This is a genomic window from Thioclava sp. JM3, assembly GCF_002213185.1.
Taxonomy (GTDB): Bacteria; Pseudomonadota; Alphaproteobacteria; order Rhodobacterales; family Rhodobacteraceae; genus Thioclava; species Thioclava nitratireducens.
This window is the reverse complement of sequence record NZ_NBOB01000008.1, coordinates 145,801-162,307: the sequence shown is the minus strand read 5'-3', so window position 1 is coordinate 162,307 and position 16,507 is coordinate 145,801. Positions and strand designations below refer to the sequence as shown.

Genomic DNA, 16,507 nt, shown 5'->3' with positions numbered 1-16,507 from the left:
ATGCGCTATTTTCTCGCCTTCGACGCTGGCACCGGCAGCGGGCGGGCCGTCCTGTTCGACGAGACCGGCGCCGAGATCGCGACCGCCGGGCAGGAATGGTGGCACGCCAGCGACCCGCGCTATCCTGGCTCGATGGATTTCGACACGGAAGGCAACTGGGCAGCGCTGGCCCGCTGCTGCCGCGAGGTGATCGCGAAGTCCGGTGTCGATCCGAAGGATATCGTCTCGGTCAGCGCCACGGCGATGCGCGAGGCCTTCGTTCTGCATGACGAGAGCGGTGCGGAAATCTGGGCCTGTGCGAATGTCGATGCGCGCGCCGATGCCGAGGTCCGCGAACTCAAGCGGGACCATCCGGGGCTGGAGGAAGACATCTATGCACGCTCGGGCCAAACCTACGCGCTTGGAGCCCTCCCCCGGCTGATCTGGCTGCGCCGGCACATGCCCGAGGTGCTCGACCGGGCCCGGGCCCTGACGATGCTGTCGGATTGGGTGCTCTATCGGCTTTCGGGAGAACTCACTTCCGAGCCGTCAAATGCCGGGACGACCGGGCTGATCGGCCTCGCCGATCGCAAGGTGCTTGGCGACGCGATGGAGAAACTTGGGCTGCGTAGCGACATCTTCCCGCGCGGCGTCGTGACCGGAGAATGCGTGGGCACGGTAACAGGCGCGGCGGCAGAGGAGACCGGGCTCGCGCCTGGTACGCTGGTCGTGGCGGGTGGCGGCGATTGCCAAACCGGGGGACTAGGGCTCGGGATTGTCGGGAATGGCGATTGCGCGGTGCTCGGCGGCACGTTCTGGCAGCAGGTGGTCAATGTCCCGCTGACCCTGACCGACCCGAGCATGAAACTCCGGATCAACCCGCATGTGGTCTCGCATCTCAATCAGGCCGAAGCGATCAGCTTCTTCACCGGGGCAGCGATGCGTTGGTTCCGTGACGCCTTCGGGCAGGGCAAGGGGTATTCCGAGCTGGAAGCCGCCTCGAAGGAGGTGCCGCCCGGTGCGCATGGGATCATCCCGATCCTGTCCGACGTGATGCGCTACAACGAATGGATCCACGCGGCCCCGTCGCTGCTCAACCTTTCGCTCGATCCCGAGAAATCCGGGCCCGCCGCGATCTTTCGCGCCTTGCAGGAGAATGCCGCCATCGTCGCGCATCGCAATCTCGAGGCGGTCTTCGCCCTGACCGGCGAGCGCCCCGCGCGCATCGTCTTTGCCGGAGGCGCATCGAAATCCCAGCATTGGGCGCAAATCCTTGCGGATGTTACCGGCCTGCCGGTCGCCACTTCGAAGGTGACGGAGGCCACCGCGCTTGGCTGTGCGGCAGCGGCCGCGACCGGGTCCGGCCAGTTCGGCTCGCTGAAGGACGCAGGCGCGGCATGGTCCTGCATCGAAGATGAATACCAACCGAACCGCGCGCTGCGCGACCTCTACGACGAGGCAAGCGACCGCTGGCAACGCGCCTATGCCGCGCAGCGCGCGCTGGTGGCCGAGGGCGTCACCCAATCCATGTGGCGTGCCCCGGGCACGTGAGACCTGCAAGAAAGGACTTCTGAATGCTGATCCAACTGGTGAATATCAAGGTGCAGCCGGGCACGCGCGAGACTTTCCTCGAAGCCTTCAAGATCAACTGCGACGGCACGCGCGAAGAACCGGGCAACCTGCGCTTCGACCTGCTGCACGACCCCGAAGACGAGAACAACTTCTTCGTCTATGAAATTTTTCAAAGCGATGATGCGTTGGAAGCTCACCGAAAGACCGCGCATTACCAGAAATGCGTCTCGATGATCGACCCGATCACGATCGGCGGGCGCTCGAAGACCTATTTCGAGCCGGTACTCGTGCAGGGCGCTGCGGCAACCTCGGCATAACGCTCGATCCTATAAACCGAAGCCATCCCGGGCACTTCAGGCTTCGGTTTATGGAAATTCCGTCTTTGAGAATTGGATAACGCTTCCGTCACGCACGGCCGCCCGGGTTCATAAACTGCTTAAAGAAATTCTCGCAGAGCGACGAATTCCGAATTGAGTGGAAAGCGGTTACTAGCTGCGCTCGGGCCCAATGCCTGCTAAGCACCCGAAGCCGCAATCCTCAACAACCAGCGCGCATTGGTCCATCTCTCGTTCGGACGACAGCTTTGCGCGCCCGGCCACTGCCTCTTACCGAGCCACCTCCCTTTTGTTCTGCGCATCGGCAGTCAGCGCGGCGAGGCGATAGAAGCCGTGCGCCATCTTGGAAAACGGTGTCAGCAGGAAGAATGCGAGCACGGCCCCAAGATGCAGGGCCAACATGGCCGGCATCAGCGGGGTTTGACCGAGCACATAAAGCGCCAATCCGCTCAAACCGACAAAGCCCAAGAGAGCGACAAAGCCGAATTCGCCGCTCGTCGCGCCCGAGGCACCGAGTTCGGGATCCGCCCGCAGCTTCAGACGGATCATCTCGATGCAACCCACGGTCAGCAGCAAGCCACCCGACAGGCCGAGAATCTTCGGCAGGGACCAGAGCGGGTAAGGGGCGCGCAGATCCAGCAGGTAATGCATCAACGTCGCCACACTCGTGGCGGCGAAACACAGAAGAAAGCCATACATCACGGCTTGATGCGCGAGTCGGCGGCCTTGGGAAAAACGGTCCTCGTCCTCGAAATTGCAGCCATCTCCATGCCCGCCGTTGAGGTTGCGCATGTTCGCGGCGGCGGCAAAGCCTCCCCGAAGATCGGAGAAGCGAAGCGGACCGGCCCCGACCGCGCGCCAATACCGCCGCAGGCTGATCGCGAGGCTGAGCAGCGGGAACAGGAAGGCTGGCAGGAAGATCGCGACCATCGTGTTATGCGCCAGGACCGCGTAAAAACCCTCGCCCCCTGCGCTTGCGAGCGAGAGCATGGCCCAGATCAGGAGCGCAAAGCCCAGCACCGTCGCGAGCGCTATGCGCAGCCCGCTTTTCTGGAAGGCCTGACCCGCCGCGCGGGGAAACGCGAATTCTTCCCAGCTATCCTGCCGAACATTCGCCAGCGCCTGCGGCAGGTTGAGGGCAAACTCGTGCGGTGCCGTGTATTGGCAGGCGTAATAGCACCCGCGGCAATTGTGACAGAGATTGGCGAGCTGCGTCAGATCGCCGTCGCTGAAGGCGCGCTCGGCATGGAGCGCTGGAAAGACCGAGCAATATCCTTCGCAATACCGGCAGGCGTTGCAGATCTCGGCCTGACGGCGCGCCTCTTCGAGAAACTCAGTTTGCATGGGCGGCGGCCTCCTTGCCTGCAATACGTCCGAAAACGGTGCCGATCGTCATGCCGAAACCGGCGAGATACCCCTGCCCGAGAATTGAACCGGCCATGGTTTCGCCGGCAGCCCAGAGGTTCGAAACGGGGCGGTTTCCGATCGAGCATTGTGCGCGCTCGTCGACCTTCAACCCGAGATAGGTGAAGGTCACCCCTGTGCGCAGCGAGTATCCGTAAAAGGGCGGCTCGGTGATCGGACGCGCCCAGTTGGTCTTCGGCGGGGTGATTCCGGTGGTGGACACCCCATCCAGTTCTGTCGGGTGAAATCCGGATGTGTCGCCGCAGGCTGCGTTGAACTCGGCCACGGTCTCGGCCAAGGCTGCAGGCGGCAGTCCCATCTTGGTCGCCAGATCTTCGAGCGTATCGGCCTTGATCGGCGGAAAGACCGAAGGCATGAACAGTTCGAGCGACTTCGCGTCGATGATGACGTAGCCCACCTGATCGGGCTGCGCCGCGACGAGACGGCCCCAGATCGCATAGCGCTTCGGCCATACGTCCTCCCCCTCGTCGTAAAACCGCTCGCCATTCTTGTTCACGACGATCGAGAACGGCACGCAATCGAGCCGCGTGACGATCCCGCCATCGAATTTTGGCGCGCGCCCGTCAATCGCGACCGCGTGGCATTGCGTCGGATCGCCGACCTGTTCGACCTTCTGCTCGAGAAGGTCCGCGAGCACGACGCCGCGATTGTAGGGCGTGCCGCGGATCAGGAAGTTCTTCGCGGCCGGCCCCCAGGCGCGGGCAAGCCAATCGGTATCGGCTTGAAATCCGCCCGAAGCGACCACAACCGATTTCGGGCTGATACGCCGCGTCTCGCCATTCTGCGTGTAGTCGATATGCGTCACGCGATCATCGTCGATCTCCAGATGGGTGACGGCCGCTTCGTATTCGACCTGAACCCCGAGCGCTTCCGCGGTGCGGTAATAGGCGTTCACGAGGCCCTTGCCGCCACCGAGGAAGAAGGCGTTTGTCCGCGCGAGCGAAAGCGTGCCCGACAGCGAGGGCTGAAAGCGCACGCCATGCGCCTCCATCCACGGCAGGCATTCCTCGGAGCTTCGAATGGCGAGCCGCGCCAGACCTTCATCGGTCTTGCCGCCGGTGACTTTCATCAGATCGGCAAGGTATTCTTCCTCGGTATAGCTGTCGGTGAGCGGACCAAGCGGCCCGCGATGCATGCAGCGGAAGTTGCGCGTGTGGCGAGAATTTCCGCCCCGATAGGGTTTCGGCGCGGCTTCGAGAATCAACACGCGCGCCCCGGCCTCTGCCGCGGTGATCGCGGCACAGAGGGCCGCGTTACCGCCGCCGATGACGGCAATGTCGGGTTGAGGTGAAGCAAGGGTCACAGCAGATCTCCGTCATAGCTGGGGGTCTGGCCGGGCTCGGAGCGCAGGGCGCGCACGCGTACTCTCTGGGCCGCCTCGATATGTGCGCGCATCGCGCTCTCGGCGAGCGCGCCGTCGCGCGCCTTGACGGCCTCCAGCACGGCGAAATGTTCTTCTACCGCCTTCACCGCCCGGTCCGGTTCGGTCAGCGTGGTGGGTCCGAGGATCATCAGCGCCTTTTGCAGCGAGCGGATCGAGCGGGTGAGGAACCGGTTCTTCGCTGCGTCGAGCAAAGCGGCGTGGAACTGCCGGTTAAGCGTGAATGCCTCAGGGACATTGCCGATCTCGCCCAGCTGACGGTTCATCTCGTAGAGTTCGTCGATCTCGATATCCGAAGCCGCCCGGGCCGCAAGCCGTGCCGCTGTGCCTTCGAGGACCGCGCGCATCTCGTAAAGCTCCATGACTTCGGCATAGTCGAGCCGCCGAATGCAGGCGCCCTGCCGCGCAATGTGACTGACGATGTTATCCGCTTCGAGCTTGCGGATCGCTTCCCGGACAGGGGTTCGCGACATGCCCAAGCGCTCCGCCAATTCGGTTTCCCGCAAGCGGTCGCCCGGGTTGAGCCGCCCTTCGCGCAATTCGGTCAGCAGACGGTCGTAAGCAGCGTTTCCCTGCGGTGTGCTGCCGTCCTCATTTGCCATTTCGCCCTCCGCGTTCATCTTGTGTCCAGTTGGATACATTCGTATACAAATTACGTCAAGACGAACAGGAGGCCAGTTTGCGCAAACATATTTTCGCGGGTGCCATGCGGCGGCGCGGCCTTACATTTCTCCTTGCAGCCTGTGGCACCGCGCTCTTCTGGGCGCTGGATCTGCCGCTTCCTTTCCTCTTCGGCCCGATGGCATTTTGCCTCGCCGGCGCGCTCGCGCATTTACCGCTTCAGGGCTTCGGCCAGATCTCTGTCGGCGCGCGCACGATCCTCGGCGTGGCGGTCGGCGCCTCGATCACGCCCGAGGTTATCGCGCAATTGCCGCGCATGGCGCTCTCGGTCTCTCTCGTCCCTGTCTTCATCGCGGTGATCGCGCTGATCGGCGTGCCCTTCTTCCGGAAGTTCTGGGGCTTCGATGCGCCCACCGCCTATTACGCCGCAATGCCAGGCGGGCTTCAGGACATGGTGATCTTCGGCACGGAAGCGGGCGGCAATCCCCGCGCGCTTTCGTTGGTGCACGCGACACGGGTTCTGATCATCGTGACCGTGGCGCCGTTTTTCCTGAGCCATTTCTACGGCGCCGAACTCAGCAACCCGATCGGCGCGCCGGTCGCGGATCTGCCGTGGTATGAGCTGGCGATCATGGCCGTCGCCGCGGTGCTCGGCTGGAAAGGCGGCGAGAGGCTCGGGCTGTTCGGCGCCTCGATTCTCGGCCCGATGATCGTCACGGCGACCCTGTCGCTCTCCGGGATCATCCATTTCCGCCCGCCTGCCGAGGCAATCCTCGCGGCCCAATTCTTCATTGGCTGCGGGATCGGCGTTCATTTCCTCGGGGTGACCTGGAAGGAACTCACCCGCATCGTGTCGGCAGGCATCGCCTACGTGCTCGTGCTGGCCGTGCTGGCCGCGGGGTTTTCCGGTCTTGTGACCGTGTTGGGTCTGGGCGAGCGGGTGCCAGCCTTTCTGGCCTTCGCGCCCGGAGGTCAGGCGGAGATGACGGTCCTCGCGATCGTGACCGGGGCGGATCTCGGCTTCGTCATCACCCATCACCTGACGCGCATCGTGCTCGTGATCGTCGGCGCGCCCGTGGTGGCGAGGATCCTCACCCGAAGGCGGACGGGTTGACCATGTGGATCGGGCTGCCCTCCGCATAGGCATTCACCTGCGCGAAGATGTCGGAGAACTGCTTGTCGAACTCGTCCTCGGTCACGTAGCCGATATGGGGCGTGGCGATGAGGTTCGGATGCGCGAGCAGCGGATCTGTCGCGTCGGTCTCTGGCTCGCGGTCGAAGACATCCACCGCAGCCTGCCCGGGATGCCCGGCCTCAAGGGCCGCCAGCAAGGCCCCCGGCGCAATCAGCCCTGCGCGAGACGTGTTCACCAGCACCGAGCGCGGGGACATCTGCGCGAGATCCTCGGCGGTGACGATCCCGCGGGTCTCAGGCGTCAATCGCAGATGCAGGGAGACGATGTCGCTTTGCGCGAAGAAGGCGGCACGGCTCTCGGCAACGGTCTCCCCGTCGGCCAAGACACGCGCCCGCCCCGCCTCGGAGGCCCACCAGACGACCTGCATCCCGAAGGCCCGGGCATAATCCGCGACGACCCGCCCCAAACGCCCGTATCCGTAAAGGCCCAGCACCCGTCCGCGCAGGCTGCGCCCCACGCCCATCTGCCAGTTGCCGGCTTTGACGCTGGCCATCTGCTGCGGAAGCTGGCGCATCGCGGCGAGCATCAACGCGAAGGTCAGCTCTGCTGCCGCATAGTTCGCGCCATCCCCGCCCGTATTCGAACACAGCAGAACGCCTTGGTCGGTGCAGGCCTCCACATCAACATGCGGCCACGTGCCCCGCTGCGAAATCAGGCACAGGTTGGGAAGCCGCTCGAGCAAGCCGCGCGTGATCTTCGTGCGTTCCCGAAAGAGAACCACGCATTCGGCCTCCGCGAGGCGACGCGCAAGCGCCTCCTCATCGGGCTCATGATCCGTCCAGACCGTCACCTCGTGCCTATCCAGCATGCGAAAACAGGGCAAGCTGCGGAGCGTGTCGAACCAGTCGTCGAGAATATGGACCTTCATTGCCTCACCCCTTGGCTAGCCTTGACCGGACAGCGCCTTGATCGCGCGACTGACCCGGTCGTGCAGGAGTACGTGATCGGGGGATTTGCCCTCGTCGCGGGCGATCTTCGCGACGATCTCCTTGCGAATGTCCTCGAGGTCCTGACGGACGCGGCTCAGCTTCTCGAAATGGGTCATGGCCTCCTCAATGCGACAACAATACGGGAATTTTCGTGCGCGCAAGCACTTCCGAGGTCACGCCTCCAAGGAAATCTTCGCGAAACTTGGAATGCTCGAAGGCTCCGAGCACGAGAAGCGACGGATCATTGCGCCCGCACCAGCCGAGGAGCGTGTCCGCCACCGGTCGCGGCGTCGGCCAATCCTCGTGAATGGCCGCCACGCCGTGCCGCGAGAGATGGGTTAGAAGGTCGTTGATAGCGCGGTCGTCATGTGGCCCAACGGTCAGAACGCTGACCCGTCCGTCATCCTCGAGCAGTCGCAGACTGTCGGAGAGCGCGCGCGCGGCGGCCCGCCCTCCATCCCATGCGAGCGCCGCATGGCTGTGCTTTGCGCCCGCATCATAGCCCTCGGGAACCACGATCACCGGACGGCCCGACATCAGCGCGATACGATCGGGATGCAGGACCACATGGGCATCGCCATCGTCAGCCTGCGTGCCCACGATCAGCATGTCGTAATAGCGCGCCGCTTCGGACAGAACATTGTCCACGCGTCCAGCCACGACTTTCAACTCGAGATCACTGCCAAGCCCCAGGGCACGGCGCTCTTCCTCGAACCGCGCCTCGATCTCGCGCAGGATGTCGCCATTGGCCGCTTCAAGAAGCGCATGCGCCTCCTTCGGGATCCAGCGCGAGCGGCGGTCGATGACCTCGTGCGCCGCATGGGCCATTATCGCCGTCACATGAGCGCCACGCTGCGCCGCCATGGAGGCGGCATAGCGCAGGGCGGCGACCGACCCGCTCGATCCATTGAAGGCGACCAGAAGATTCATCATCGGCATGTCAGCGTCCTTTCCAAACCGAAGCGGGAACATAGACCCGGCCGTCGGCCAACTTGCGCGCGGTGCGCAGCAAACCCGCGGAGTTCAGCGTGAAGTGGTTGTTCATTTCGAAGTCGACGAGGACCTCGATCGTGCCGGACGCATGCTCCAGCACCACGCTCGCCGGGCTGGTGGTCGGTCGCTCCAGCAGACCGTCGGCCACAGTGCCAGGCGTGAGCGCGCAGGAGGCAAGACATTGCGCGCCGGTGACCGCCATCGACGGATGCGTGTTCCACGGCATGAAATAGCGCGTCGCGACGGTTCCACCCGCCTTGGCTGGCGCAAGCAGGCCGAATTTCGGCGTCACCGATTTCGAGACGTCGCCCATCCCCATCGCCGCGCCCGCCTTGAGGCGCACGGCCTCCATGCGGGCGAAGAACTCGGTATTCGCGTCGAGCTCTGCCGCGCTTTCATAACCGGTAAGGCCGAAGTCCTGCGCCCGCGCGATCACCATCGGCATCGCGACATCCATGCAGGTCACCTCGATACCGTCAAACTCGTCGCGCAGATGCCCGGTCGGAAGAAACGCCCCGGTCGAGGAGCCGACGACCCCCATGAAATTGAGCGCGATCGGCGCGGCCGTGCCGGGCACGCCGGCAATTTCCGCGTCGCCGTCGTAGCGCATCGCCCCGCCCGGCGTCTGAACGCGCGCGAGGACTTTCGCCCCGGTATTGACCGCGCGGATCTTCACCTCGGTCTCGTCTCCCGTGGGGCGCACGAGACCCAGCTCGATCGCGGCGGGCCCCACCCCCGAGAGGATGTTGCCGCAGGTCGGCTTGAAGTCGACGAGCCGATCTTCGACAGAGACCTGCGCGAAGAAATAATCGACCTCCGCCCAGTCATCGTCCGAGGGCGAGAGCATCGCGACCTTGGTCGTCACCGCGACGCCTCCGCCGAGCCCGTCGATATTGTTCGCATGCCCCGAACCGAGCACCGCGATCAGAACCTCGGCCAGAGTCTCGCGATCGGCAGGCAGATCGGCGCGGTTGAAATAGGGGCCTCGCGAAGTGCCGCCGCGCATGAATACATAGGGAATGGCTGTCTGTTCCATCTCATTCGCTCCGTCGGGTCATTTCAGGGGCCAAGGAAGATTGGCTGCGTGCTGCAGCAGGCCGGGCGGGAAATCGCGGTTCAGCGCGCCGGCCATGACGCACATCAGGGCGATGCCGCTGGCGGCGAGGATCAGCGTCTTGGGCCAGCTGGCCTGGGCGCGGATGCGCAGGAAGGTGACGAGGAATCCGGCCAGGGCGAGGATGAAGCCGACGACGTAAGTCGCCGCGATCAGCCCCGCGAACCACGCGAGCGTTCCCCACAGGCCGTAGGGCGCGTCCGCATCCTCTCCCGAGACTTCCTTGTCCGCAAAGATCACGTCACGCTCGGCGCGCAGGATCATCTGCACCAGAAGGATCACCAGCGCTGTCAGCGTGATGCCCCCAACCACGAGCGGCACGATCTTGTCGGTCATGTTGTAGTTCGGGATCAGGCTCGCGTTGACGAGCGCCGCAATCACGTAACCCATGACCACCAGCAGGAAGATCAGCGGCGCGCGCTTGGAGCCCGACTGTACATCACCCTCGGCCATGATCGACTTCGCCTGCCGCAGCCCGAGGAAGACCGACACCACCGTCACGATGAGCAAGACGATCACGATGGGCGAGAACAGGTAATCGACGCCCGCCGAGAAGGAATTGCGGAACCGGAAGGATGCGATCTGGAAGGCCTGGTTGGAGAATTTTTCGACAGGGTTCGACAGCACGAAACCGATCAGGAACGCCGGGCGCGACCAGTCGAACCGGCGCAGGAAGATCCCGATCAGGCCGATCGCGAACAGGGCGAGGATGTCCTCGAAATTCTGCCCTGACTGGAAGGCCGCGAAGGAAATCAGCATGAACAGGAACGGCGCGAGATAGGTGAAGCGGATCGTGGTCAGCTTCGCGATCCCGCCCGAGGCCGCGATGCAGAGCACCGTGCCCACGACATTTGCCAGCGCCAGCAGCCAGACGATCGAATAGGTGATATCGAGATTGTCCCGCAGCATGTTGGGACCGACCTCGATATCGCCCGATCCCAGCAGGGCCAGCGCGCCGATGAAGATCGCCATCGAACCCGAGCCCGGGATACCGAAGAGCAGCGTCGGGACGAGGCCGCCGCCTTCCTTGGCGTTGTTCGAACTCTCCGGGCCGATCACGCCGCGGATTTCGCCCTTGCCGAAATTCGACTTGTCCTTTGTGGTCTGAACGGCGTGGCCGTAAGCGATCCAGTCGACGACCGACCCGCCGAGCCCGGGGATCACGCCGACGATTACGCCGATCAGCGAGCAGCGGACGGACAGCCATTTGTTGGCGACCCAGTCGCGCACGCCTTGGCTCCAGCCGGCGCCGAGCGTCGCGTCCTTGGCGATCGAGCTGTCCTGACGAAGCAGCGAGACGATTTCGGGCAAGGCGAAGATGCCGAGACCGACGATCACCAGCTGCAGCCCGTCCGTGAGATAGGGAATGTCATAGGTCGCCATGCGCAGGCTGCCGCCGGCATCGGCTTCGCCGATCGTGCCGATCAGCATGCCAAGCCCCGCGGCGGCGAGGCCCTTGAGCGCCACGCGCCCGGCGAGCACAGCGACCATCGAGAGGCCGAGGATCGAGATCATCAGCATCTCGGGCAGGCCGAAGGCCAGCACCAGCGGCCGGGCGACCATGATGAACATGGTCAGGAACAGCGCACCGACGAGACCGCCGAAGAGGGACGAAGTGAAGGCGGCCGAGAGCGCCCGCGCCGCCTGCCCTTTCTTGGCAAGCGGGAAGCCGTCGAGAACCGTCGCCTGGCTCGCCGAGGACCCGGGGATCCCCATCAGTACGGAGGCGAAGGTGTCCGAGGTCGGCACGACCGCGACCATGCCCACCATCAGGGCCAGCCCCAACACCGGGTCCATGCCGAACATGAATGGCAGCAGGAGTGAGAGGCCGGCGATGCCGCCGAGACCGGGGAAGACCCCCACGGCCAAGCCCATAACGACCCCGAGCACCAGGTATCCCAGAACAACAGGTTGCAGAATCAGAGCCCATGCCTCGCCAAGCGCAGGCACGGCGGTTGCGAAGACATCCATCTCGCCCACCTCGAATTTTAGGATTATGAGAAAGTGAGCGGTCCGCGTCCCGCAGGAAGGGACCGCTCGAGGGTTTCGCTTAGTTCAGCGAAACGCCGTAGGCTTCTTGAAGCCAGTCGGTCACATAGGCTTTGGCTTCGGGAGATACGGTCGTGCCTTCCTTGGTCGCCTGCTCGGCGCCCTTGCCGACGAAGACGTCGTATTTACCAACCTGCTGTGCCGCGATTTTCTTGAAGTCCGGACGGTTGCGCACGGCGTCGAAGGCTTCGGTATAGGCTTCGACCACGTCATCGGGCGTGCCCTGCGGCAGGAACGCGATCTTCTGAACCGGGAAGCCCGCGATGAAGAACGCTTTCCACGAATCCCAGGCTTCGCCGGAGGTTTCGCAGCCATCGGTGGCTTCGCAAACTTCCTTGAAGGTCGGCAGATCGGGGAAGGTCGGATCGCGGACGATGTTGTTATTCTCGTCGAGCGCGCCCCAAGTCATCATCGGAACGGCCTTGCCATCCTCGACCATCGAGAGCGAGCCGCCGAGATAGCCGGTCGTCGTCTGGTAGTCGATCGTCGCCTCGCCGCGTTCGAACATCAGGCGACCGTCGCCGCGCCCCTTGATGCCGAAGACCGGCTCCACGTTCATGCCCAGCATCCGCCATGCGAGAAGCGGCACGAGGTCGAGACGGGTCGCACCCTGCGAACCGTAGATGAAGTTGAGATCCTTGAGGTTATTCGCAGACCCGTCGAATTTCTTGCCGGCCTCGGGATTGAGATAAGCCACGCCGCCCGTGCCCGATGCCATGACCGGGATCCAGTCGGAATACTCGTAGCGCACCCGCGGATCGCCGAGCAGATAGGGGAACTGCGTCGAGCCGGAGGTGCCGAACAGCAGCGTGCCGTCCTCGTAGCGCTGCTCCTGGAACCAGTTCGCGCCCTTGGTCGAGCCTGCGCCCGGCATGAACTTCACGATCACGGTAGGTTTGCCCGGCAGCTCCTGCGCCAGCAGCGGCGCAAAGAAGTTGGCCCATTTCGCAGAGCCCCCCGTCTCCGAGAACGGAATGACCCATTCGATGGTCTTGCCGCTGAAGTCGACATCCGCGAGGGCCGGTGCCGACATGAAGGCGAGCGCCGCCGCAGAATATACGAATTGCTTGATGGTCATTAGTGTCCTCCCTTAGACCTTTCGAACCGGGCGGGCTCGAAGCCGGCCGGTATGTAGTTATTCTCCTCAAGGGACGAATCCCTCCTCCTACACCGGCAACATGTCGTCCTAACCTTGCGCGAAACTTGCGCAACATGACAAAGAAGTAACCATGCGCATCGCCGTCATCGAAGATAACGAGGCTCTGTCCCGCGCCATCGCCTTCCGCCTGCGGGATCGCGGCCATGCCGTGGACCTTCTGCATGACGGGCTCGAGGCCGACCGTTTCCTCGCGCAGGAAGGCGCGGATCTGATCGTTCTGGATCTGAATTTACCGGGGATGGACGGGATCGAGGTGTTGCGGGCGCTGCGCAGGCGCGGCGACGGGGCGCCGGTGATCCTGCTGACCGCGCGCTCTGAAACGGCCGAGCGGGTTGCCGGGCTGGATGCAGGGGCGGATGACTACCTCACCAAACCCTTCGAGATGGATGAACTGGAAGCCCGGTTGCGGGCGATGGCACGACGCAAGAACCTCGAATTCATGGAGCGCGACACGTTCGGTCCGCTCGTCTTCGACCGCACCAGCCGTCAGTTGATGCATGACGAAACTCCGCTCGAAATTCCGCGCAAGGAGATCGCCACGCTGGAATGTCTCCTCGAACGGCGCGGACGGATCGTCTCCAAATCGGCATTGATCACGCATGTCTACGGCACCGGCTCGGATGCCGAGGACAGCGCGATCGAACCGCATGTCTCGCGACTGCGCAAACGACTTGAGCCATACGGAATCAAGATCAAGACGGCTCGAGGCCTGGGCTACATGCTCGAGGTGGAAGCTTCATGATCTCGCAGCCCAAGGCCATGTCCTTGCGGATGAGGCTGTTCCTCGTCATCCTCCCGCCGCTCCTTCTGGTCTCAATCCTGTTAGGGTGGTGGCGCTTCACGGTGGGGCAACGAACCTCGGAAGAGCTCTTCGATCGTAGTCTCCTCGCCGCGGCACTGGCAATTTCGCGCGATGTCGCGATCTCTGAGGGCGATGCGCTTTCGCCGAGCACCCGGGATATCATTTCGGACGCAGGCGGCGGCGAAGTCTTTTACCACGTGACCGGACCGGGCGGGATATACGTGACCGGCTACGCCTATCCGCCGCGCCCCGAAACCGACGTGCCGCAGGAGAAGCCCTATTACTATATGGCGGAATATCGCGGCGAACTGGTGCGCGTCATGCGGATGCATGAACGTCGAACGATTGGCAACATGACCGGAGAAACCGTCGTCACGGTCTGGCAACGCGCGAGCGATCGCCGTGCCTTCGCTCGCCAGTTGGCCCAACGGGCGGCAGCCGTCATCGTCGTTCTGATGGTCGCGCTGAGTCTGCTGATCTGGTTCGGTGTCCAGATCGGTCTCCGGCCTCTCAACGATCTTCAGGCCGCGATCGAGAAACGCTCTCCCGATGATCTCGCCCGCATCAAACGCCCAGTGCCTAAAGAAGTCATGGGAATCGTTACGACTCTCAACAGGCTGCTGCTGCAGATGCGTCGAAGCATAGAAACCCATCAAGCCTTCATTTCCGATGCGGCCCATCAGCTTCGCAATCCTGCTTCCGCCCTCCTCGCACTGGCCGAGACTCTGCCGGGCGTGCGCGATCCAGCCGAACGCGAGGCGCGCCAGCAGGATCTAATCGAGGCGGCGCGCAACTCCGCCCGACTGGCGGACCAACTCCTCTCGCTCGAGCGGCTTCGCTACGAAGGCGGGGACACCATTGAGGCGTTCGACCTGAATACGGTCGTGGAAGAGGCCTGCCGCAGCTTTGGCTCCGCGGCGCTTTCGCGTGACATCGAATTCGAACTCGAAACGTCCCCCGAGCCCCTTCCCGTGAGCGGCGACCCTGTTCTGATCGGTGAGGCGGTGCGGAACTTGCTGGAGAACGCCCTTCACCACGGCGGCCCGACAATGACCCGTATCGCTGTGAAGACGGAACAATCCGGGGGGGAAGCCATAATCACAGTGCAAGACGACGGAGTCGGCATTCCACTCGATCAAGAGGAGACCGCATTTCGGCGCTTCTCACAGCTTAGGAACGGGCAAGGCACCGGTCTTGGTCTCGCGATAGTCGAACAGATTTTGCACCGCCACAAAGGGGAGGTGAGACTAGCCCCCTGCGACCGCGGAACTCGTGTCCGACTGACGCTTCCGCTTGCCGCGTGTCTCCCGGGCGACTGTTGAAGCGACCTCCGCAGAGGGAACTACGAGTGTTCGGGTGAGTGTCCGTTCGACGTTCGAAGCGGATGCTTTCTCGCTGGAAACGCAAGGACCGCTTTGGGCCGAAGTGGCCCACCCAGCTCTGCGGTGCCCGTCAAGCACGCCGAGCTGCTGAAGCTACGTGGCCGTATTTTCGCGCCTGTGCAGTTGCTTCACCTTCCACAGATACCCTGCGCGTCCGAGAGAGAACGTTTGACGGCTGCCACTTTATCTTGGGAAGGCTGCACATCATTACCCTTGCTCGTCGGTAAAGAAGGGATCGTCGGCGTTCTTCAGGCTGCACACGTTGCCGTCCGGATCGATGAACGCGCCGGTCGTGCCCCAGTCGTGCATTTTGACTTCGACTGGCACGCCTTGAGCCTCCAGCAGGCTGGCCGCAGCCTTCACGTCTGAGACGTTGAAGCGCAACGCAACCGGGTTTTGAGAAATGTCTTTCCGGGTGACTTCGGCGCGTCCGCCGGTCTCGATCATCAAATATCCGTCGCCGAAGCGAAGGCAGGTCAGCCCTGGCTTTTCATACCAAAGCGGCAGACCGAGCTTGGTTTGGTAAAACTCTACGCAGGCCTCGTAGCGTTCGGTGAAGAGGATGAGGCCATGACATTCGATCATGTCTGTAAACTTGTTCGCGGGCGCGGTTTCGCTGTCGATTTCGATGGGCATTTCTGATCTCCTGTCAGTGCAATTCGTTATATCGCCTCGCGTCCGGCGGCGCGGGTGGTAGGCCAACGTCGCGCCGGATATGCGAGCAAAGGGTAGTCGTAGCGATCGATTTGGTTCTCTGCCGTGACCGCAGCAACGCCCACAACAGCGCGCAAACGACAGACGTCGCTCTATGGCGGCGGAGCAAGCAATGAAGTTCATCGCGCAGCTGCAAAGCTTGCGGGTGCGCCTCTGGCGTCATGATGCGCTCCCAACGTTCAGCCGGTCTCGACTGCTTCCCACCTGTCCCGGCATGTGGAAAGCCTGCGACTTTTGAGCCGAAGGATAAGCGTGAATCTGTCGCATTGGTGTTCTCCGTTGACTGTCGGACGAGCGGCGTTCTAAAAGTTCAAGCTAACTTGAGGTCAATGCTGAAATTTGAGAAACGACCGGACCATGGACACGACGCTGACCATCAATCAAATTTCACGCCGCAGCGGCATCGCCTCCTCGGCGCTGCGCTATTACGAGGAGCGCGGGCTCATTTCGTCCGAGCGGGCTGGCTCCGGGCACAGACGCTTCCCACGCCACGTTCTGCGGCGCCTCGCCTTTATCACTTTCGCTCAGACCCTCGGCATGACGCTTGAAGAGATAAAAACCGAACTCGACAAGCTGCCGACAGACCATGTTCCGACCGGGGAAGACTGGGCGGCGCTGTCAGAGAAGTGGACGCACCGGGTCGACGAGCAGATTGCCCAACTTCAGCGGCTGCGAAAGACTCTGACCGCTTGCATCGGCTGCGGCTGCCTCTCCTTGAAATCCTGCGAGATGTTCAATCCCAAGGATGAGCTGCGTCAGCGTGGAACGGGCCCAAGAAAGTGGATCGAGGATATCTGAGAGCGTGGCAAAGGCACGGCCGAAAATTAGTGCGATCATCAAAAAGATTTGGGTGAATT

At 63.1% G+C, this 16,507-nt stretch carries 16 protein-coding genes; 6 read left to right on the top strand and 10 right to left on the bottom strand.

What is annotated here, in order from left to right; translation table 11 throughout:
* Positions 1 to 1,530: an autoinducer-2 kinase gene (gene lsrK / locus B6V73_RS15975; protein WP_088725727.1), complete on the top strand. Its 1,530-nt coding sequence runs from the start codon at positions 1 to 3 to the stop codon at positions 1,528 to 1,530.
* A gap of 23 nt (positions 1,531 to 1,553) precedes the next feature.
* A complete protein-coding gene (locus B6V73_RS15970) occupies positions 1,554 to 1,868 on the top strand; it encodes an antibiotic biosynthesis monooxygenase (RefSeq protein ID WP_088725726.1) in 315 nt (104 codons plus the stop codon).
* Positions 1,869 to 2,156: 288 nt separating this feature from the next.
* On the opposite strand, the gene tcuB is transcribed toward B6V73_RS15970, so the two are convergent.
* Genes tcuB through B6V73_RS15955 form a run of 3 tightly spaced genes read right to left on the bottom strand, consistent with a single transcriptional unit; the run spans position 2,157 to position 5,294 of the window.
* Positions 2,157 to 3,230, bottom strand: coding sequence for a tricarballylate utilization 4Fe-4S protein TcuB (tcuB, locus tag B6V73_RS15965; RefSeq protein ID WP_088725725.1), 1,074 nt, complete (start codon positions 3,228 to 3,230; stop codon positions 2,157 to 2,159).
* Entirely contained in the window at positions 3,220 to 4,614 is a 1,395-nt protein-coding gene (gene tcuA, locus B6V73_RS15960; RefSeq protein WP_088725724.1) for an FAD-dependent tricarballylate dehydrogenase TcuA, read from the bottom strand. The genes tcuB and tcuA overlap by 11 nt, the downstream gene beginning before the upstream one ends.
* Positions 4,611 to 5,294: a GntR family transcriptional regulator gene (locus B6V73_RS15955; RefSeq protein ID WP_075774271.1), complete on the bottom strand. Its 684-nt coding sequence runs from the start codon at positions 5,292 to 5,294 to the stop codon at positions 4,611 to 4,613. Before B6V73_RS15955 ends, tcuA begins: the two co-directional genes overlap by 4 nt.
* Positions 5,295 to 5,398: 104 nt before the next feature.
* On the opposite strand from B6V73_RS15955, the gene B6V73_RS15950 reads away from it, so the two are divergent.
* The gene (locus tag B6V73_RS15950) at positions 5,399 to 6,427 is read left to right on the top strand and encodes an AbrB family transcriptional regulator (RefSeq protein WP_075774350.1); all 1,029 of its coding nucleotides are present in this window, start codon (positions 5,399 to 5,401) and stop codon (positions 6,425 to 6,427) included.
* On the opposite strand, the gene B6V73_RS15945 is transcribed toward B6V73_RS15950, so the two are convergent.
* From B6V73_RS15945 to B6V73_RS15925, 6 genes are all read right to left on the bottom strand, one after another.
* Positions 6,405 to 7,376 (bottom strand): D-2-hydroxyacid dehydrogenase family protein, encoded by a 972-nt coding sequence (locus tag B6V73_RS15945; protein WP_088725723.1) that lies wholly within the window; start codon positions 7,374 to 7,376, stop codon positions 6,405 to 6,407. The genes B6V73_RS15950 and B6V73_RS15945 overlap by 23 nt on opposite strands.
* Before the next feature lie 15 nt (positions 7,377 to 7,391).
* Positions 7,392 to 7,553, bottom strand: a complete 162-nt coding sequence (locus tag B6V73_RS20835) for a hypothetical protein (protein ID WP_167733399.1) — start codon at positions 7,551 to 7,553, stop codon at positions 7,392 to 7,394.
* 7 nt (positions 7,554 to 7,560) lie between these two features.
* Positions 7,561 to 8,376: a universal stress protein gene (locus B6V73_RS15940; RefSeq protein WP_088725722.1), complete on the bottom strand. Its 816-nt coding sequence runs from the start codon at positions 8,374 to 8,376 to the stop codon at positions 7,561 to 7,563.
* Position 8,377: 1 nt separating this feature from the next.
* Positions 8,378 to 9,466, bottom strand: a complete 1,089-nt coding sequence (locus B6V73_RS15935; RefSeq protein WP_088725721.1) for a 4-oxalomesaconate tautomerase — start codon at positions 9,464 to 9,466, stop codon at positions 8,378 to 8,380.
* An 18-nt stretch (positions 9,467 to 9,484) separates the two neighbouring features.
* Complete coding sequence (locus B6V73_RS15930) at positions 9,485 to 11,515, bottom strand: tripartite tricarboxylate transporter permease (protein WP_075774267.1); 2,031 nt, start codon at positions 11,513 to 11,515, stop codon at positions 9,485 to 9,487.
* 79 nt (positions 11,516 to 11,594) lie between these two features.
* Positions 11,595 to 12,671, bottom strand: coding sequence for a tricarboxylate transporter (locus tag B6V73_RS15925; protein WP_075774266.1), 1,077 nt, complete (start codon positions 12,669 to 12,671; stop codon positions 11,595 to 11,597).
* A 151-nt stretch (positions 12,672 to 12,822) separates the two neighbouring features.
* Between B6V73_RS15925 and B6V73_RS15920 the strand changes: the two genes are divergently transcribed.
* Both B6V73_RS15920 and B6V73_RS15915 read left to right on the top strand, forming a co-directional pair.
* A complete protein-coding gene (locus tag B6V73_RS15920) occupies positions 12,823 to 13,494 on the top strand; it encodes a response regulator transcription factor (protein ID WP_088725720.1) in 672 nt (223 codons plus the stop codon).
* Positions 13,491 to 14,876 carry a sensor histidine kinase gene (locus B6V73_RS15915; protein WP_240504156.1) on the top strand — a complete coding sequence of 462 codons (1,386 nt, stop codon included), beginning with the start codon at positions 13,491 to 13,493 and terminating at the stop codon, positions 14,874 to 14,876. The genes B6V73_RS15920 and B6V73_RS15915 overlap by 4 nt, the downstream gene beginning before the upstream one ends.
* A 267-nt stretch (positions 14,877 to 15,143) precedes the next feature.
* On the opposite strand, the gene B6V73_RS15910 is transcribed toward B6V73_RS15915, so the two are convergent.
* Positions 15,144 to 15,572 (bottom strand): VOC family protein, encoded by a 429-nt coding sequence (locus B6V73_RS15910; RefSeq protein WP_240504155.1) that lies wholly within the window; start codon positions 15,570 to 15,572, stop codon positions 15,144 to 15,146.
* A gap of 435 nt (positions 15,573 to 16,007) precedes the next feature.
* Between B6V73_RS15910 and soxR the strand changes: the two genes are divergently transcribed.
* Entirely contained in the window at positions 16,008 to 16,448 is a 441-nt protein-coding gene (gene soxR, locus B6V73_RS15905; RefSeq protein WP_088725719.1) for a redox-sensitive transcriptional activator SoxR, read from the top strand.
* The last annotated feature ends 59 nt before the right edge of the window (positions 16,449 to 16,507 follow it).

Coding starts and splice junctions, on each gene's coding strand:
- lsrK (WP_088725727.1), top strand. CDS start 1: ATGCGCTATTTTCTCGCCTTCGACGCTGGCACCGGCAGCGGGCGGGCC.
- B6V73_RS15970 (WP_088725726.1), top strand. CDS start 1,554: ATGCTGATCCAACTGGTGAATATCAAGGTGCAGCCGGGCACGCGCGAG.
- tcuB (WP_088725725.1), bottom strand. CDS start 3,230: ATGCAAACTGAGTTTCTCGAAGAGGCGCGCCGTCAGGCCGAGATCTGC.
- B6V73_RS15955 (WP_075774271.1), bottom strand. CDS start 5,294: ATGGCAAATGAGGACGGCAGCACACCGCAGGGAAACGCTGCTTACGAC.
- B6V73_RS15950 (WP_075774350.1), top strand. CDS start 5,399: ATGCGGCGGCGCGGCCTTACATTTCTCCTTGCAGCCTGTGGCACCGCG.
- B6V73_RS15945 (WP_088725723.1), bottom strand. CDS start 7,376: ATGAAGGTCCATATTCTCGACGACTGGTTCGACACGCTCCGCAGCTTG.
- B6V73_RS20835 (WP_167733399.1), bottom strand. CDS start 7,553: ATGACCCATTTCGAGAAGCTGAGCCGCGTCCGTCAGGACCTCGAGGAC.
- B6V73_RS15940 (WP_088725722.1), bottom strand. CDS start 8,376: ATGCCGATGATGAATCTTCTGGTCGCCTTCAATGGATCGAGCGGGTCG.
- B6V73_RS15935 (WP_088725721.1), bottom strand. CDS start 9,466: ATGGAACAGACAGCCATTCCCTATGTATTCATGCGCGGCGGCACTTCG.
- B6V73_RS15930 (WP_075774267.1), bottom strand. CDS start 11,515: ATGGATGTCTTCGCAACCGCCGTGCCTGCGCTTGGCGAGGCATGGGCT.
- B6V73_RS15925 (WP_075774266.1), bottom strand. CDS start 12,671: ATGACCATCAAGCAATTCGTATATTCTGCGGCGGCGCTCGCCTTCATG.
- B6V73_RS15920 (WP_088725720.1), top strand. CDS start 12,823: ATGCGCATCGCCGTCATCGAAGATAACGAGGCTCTGTCCCGCGCCATC.
- B6V73_RS15915 (WP_240504156.1), top strand. CDS start 13,491: ATGATCTCGCAGCCCAAGGCCATGTCCTTGCGGATGAGGCTGTTCCTC.
- B6V73_RS15910 (WP_240504155.1), bottom strand. CDS start 15,572: ATGCCCATCGAAATCGACAGCGAAACCGCGCCCGCGAACAAGTTTACA.
- soxR (WP_088725719.1), top strand. CDS start 16,008: ATGGACACGACGCTGACCATCAATCAAATTTCACGCCGCAGCGGCATC.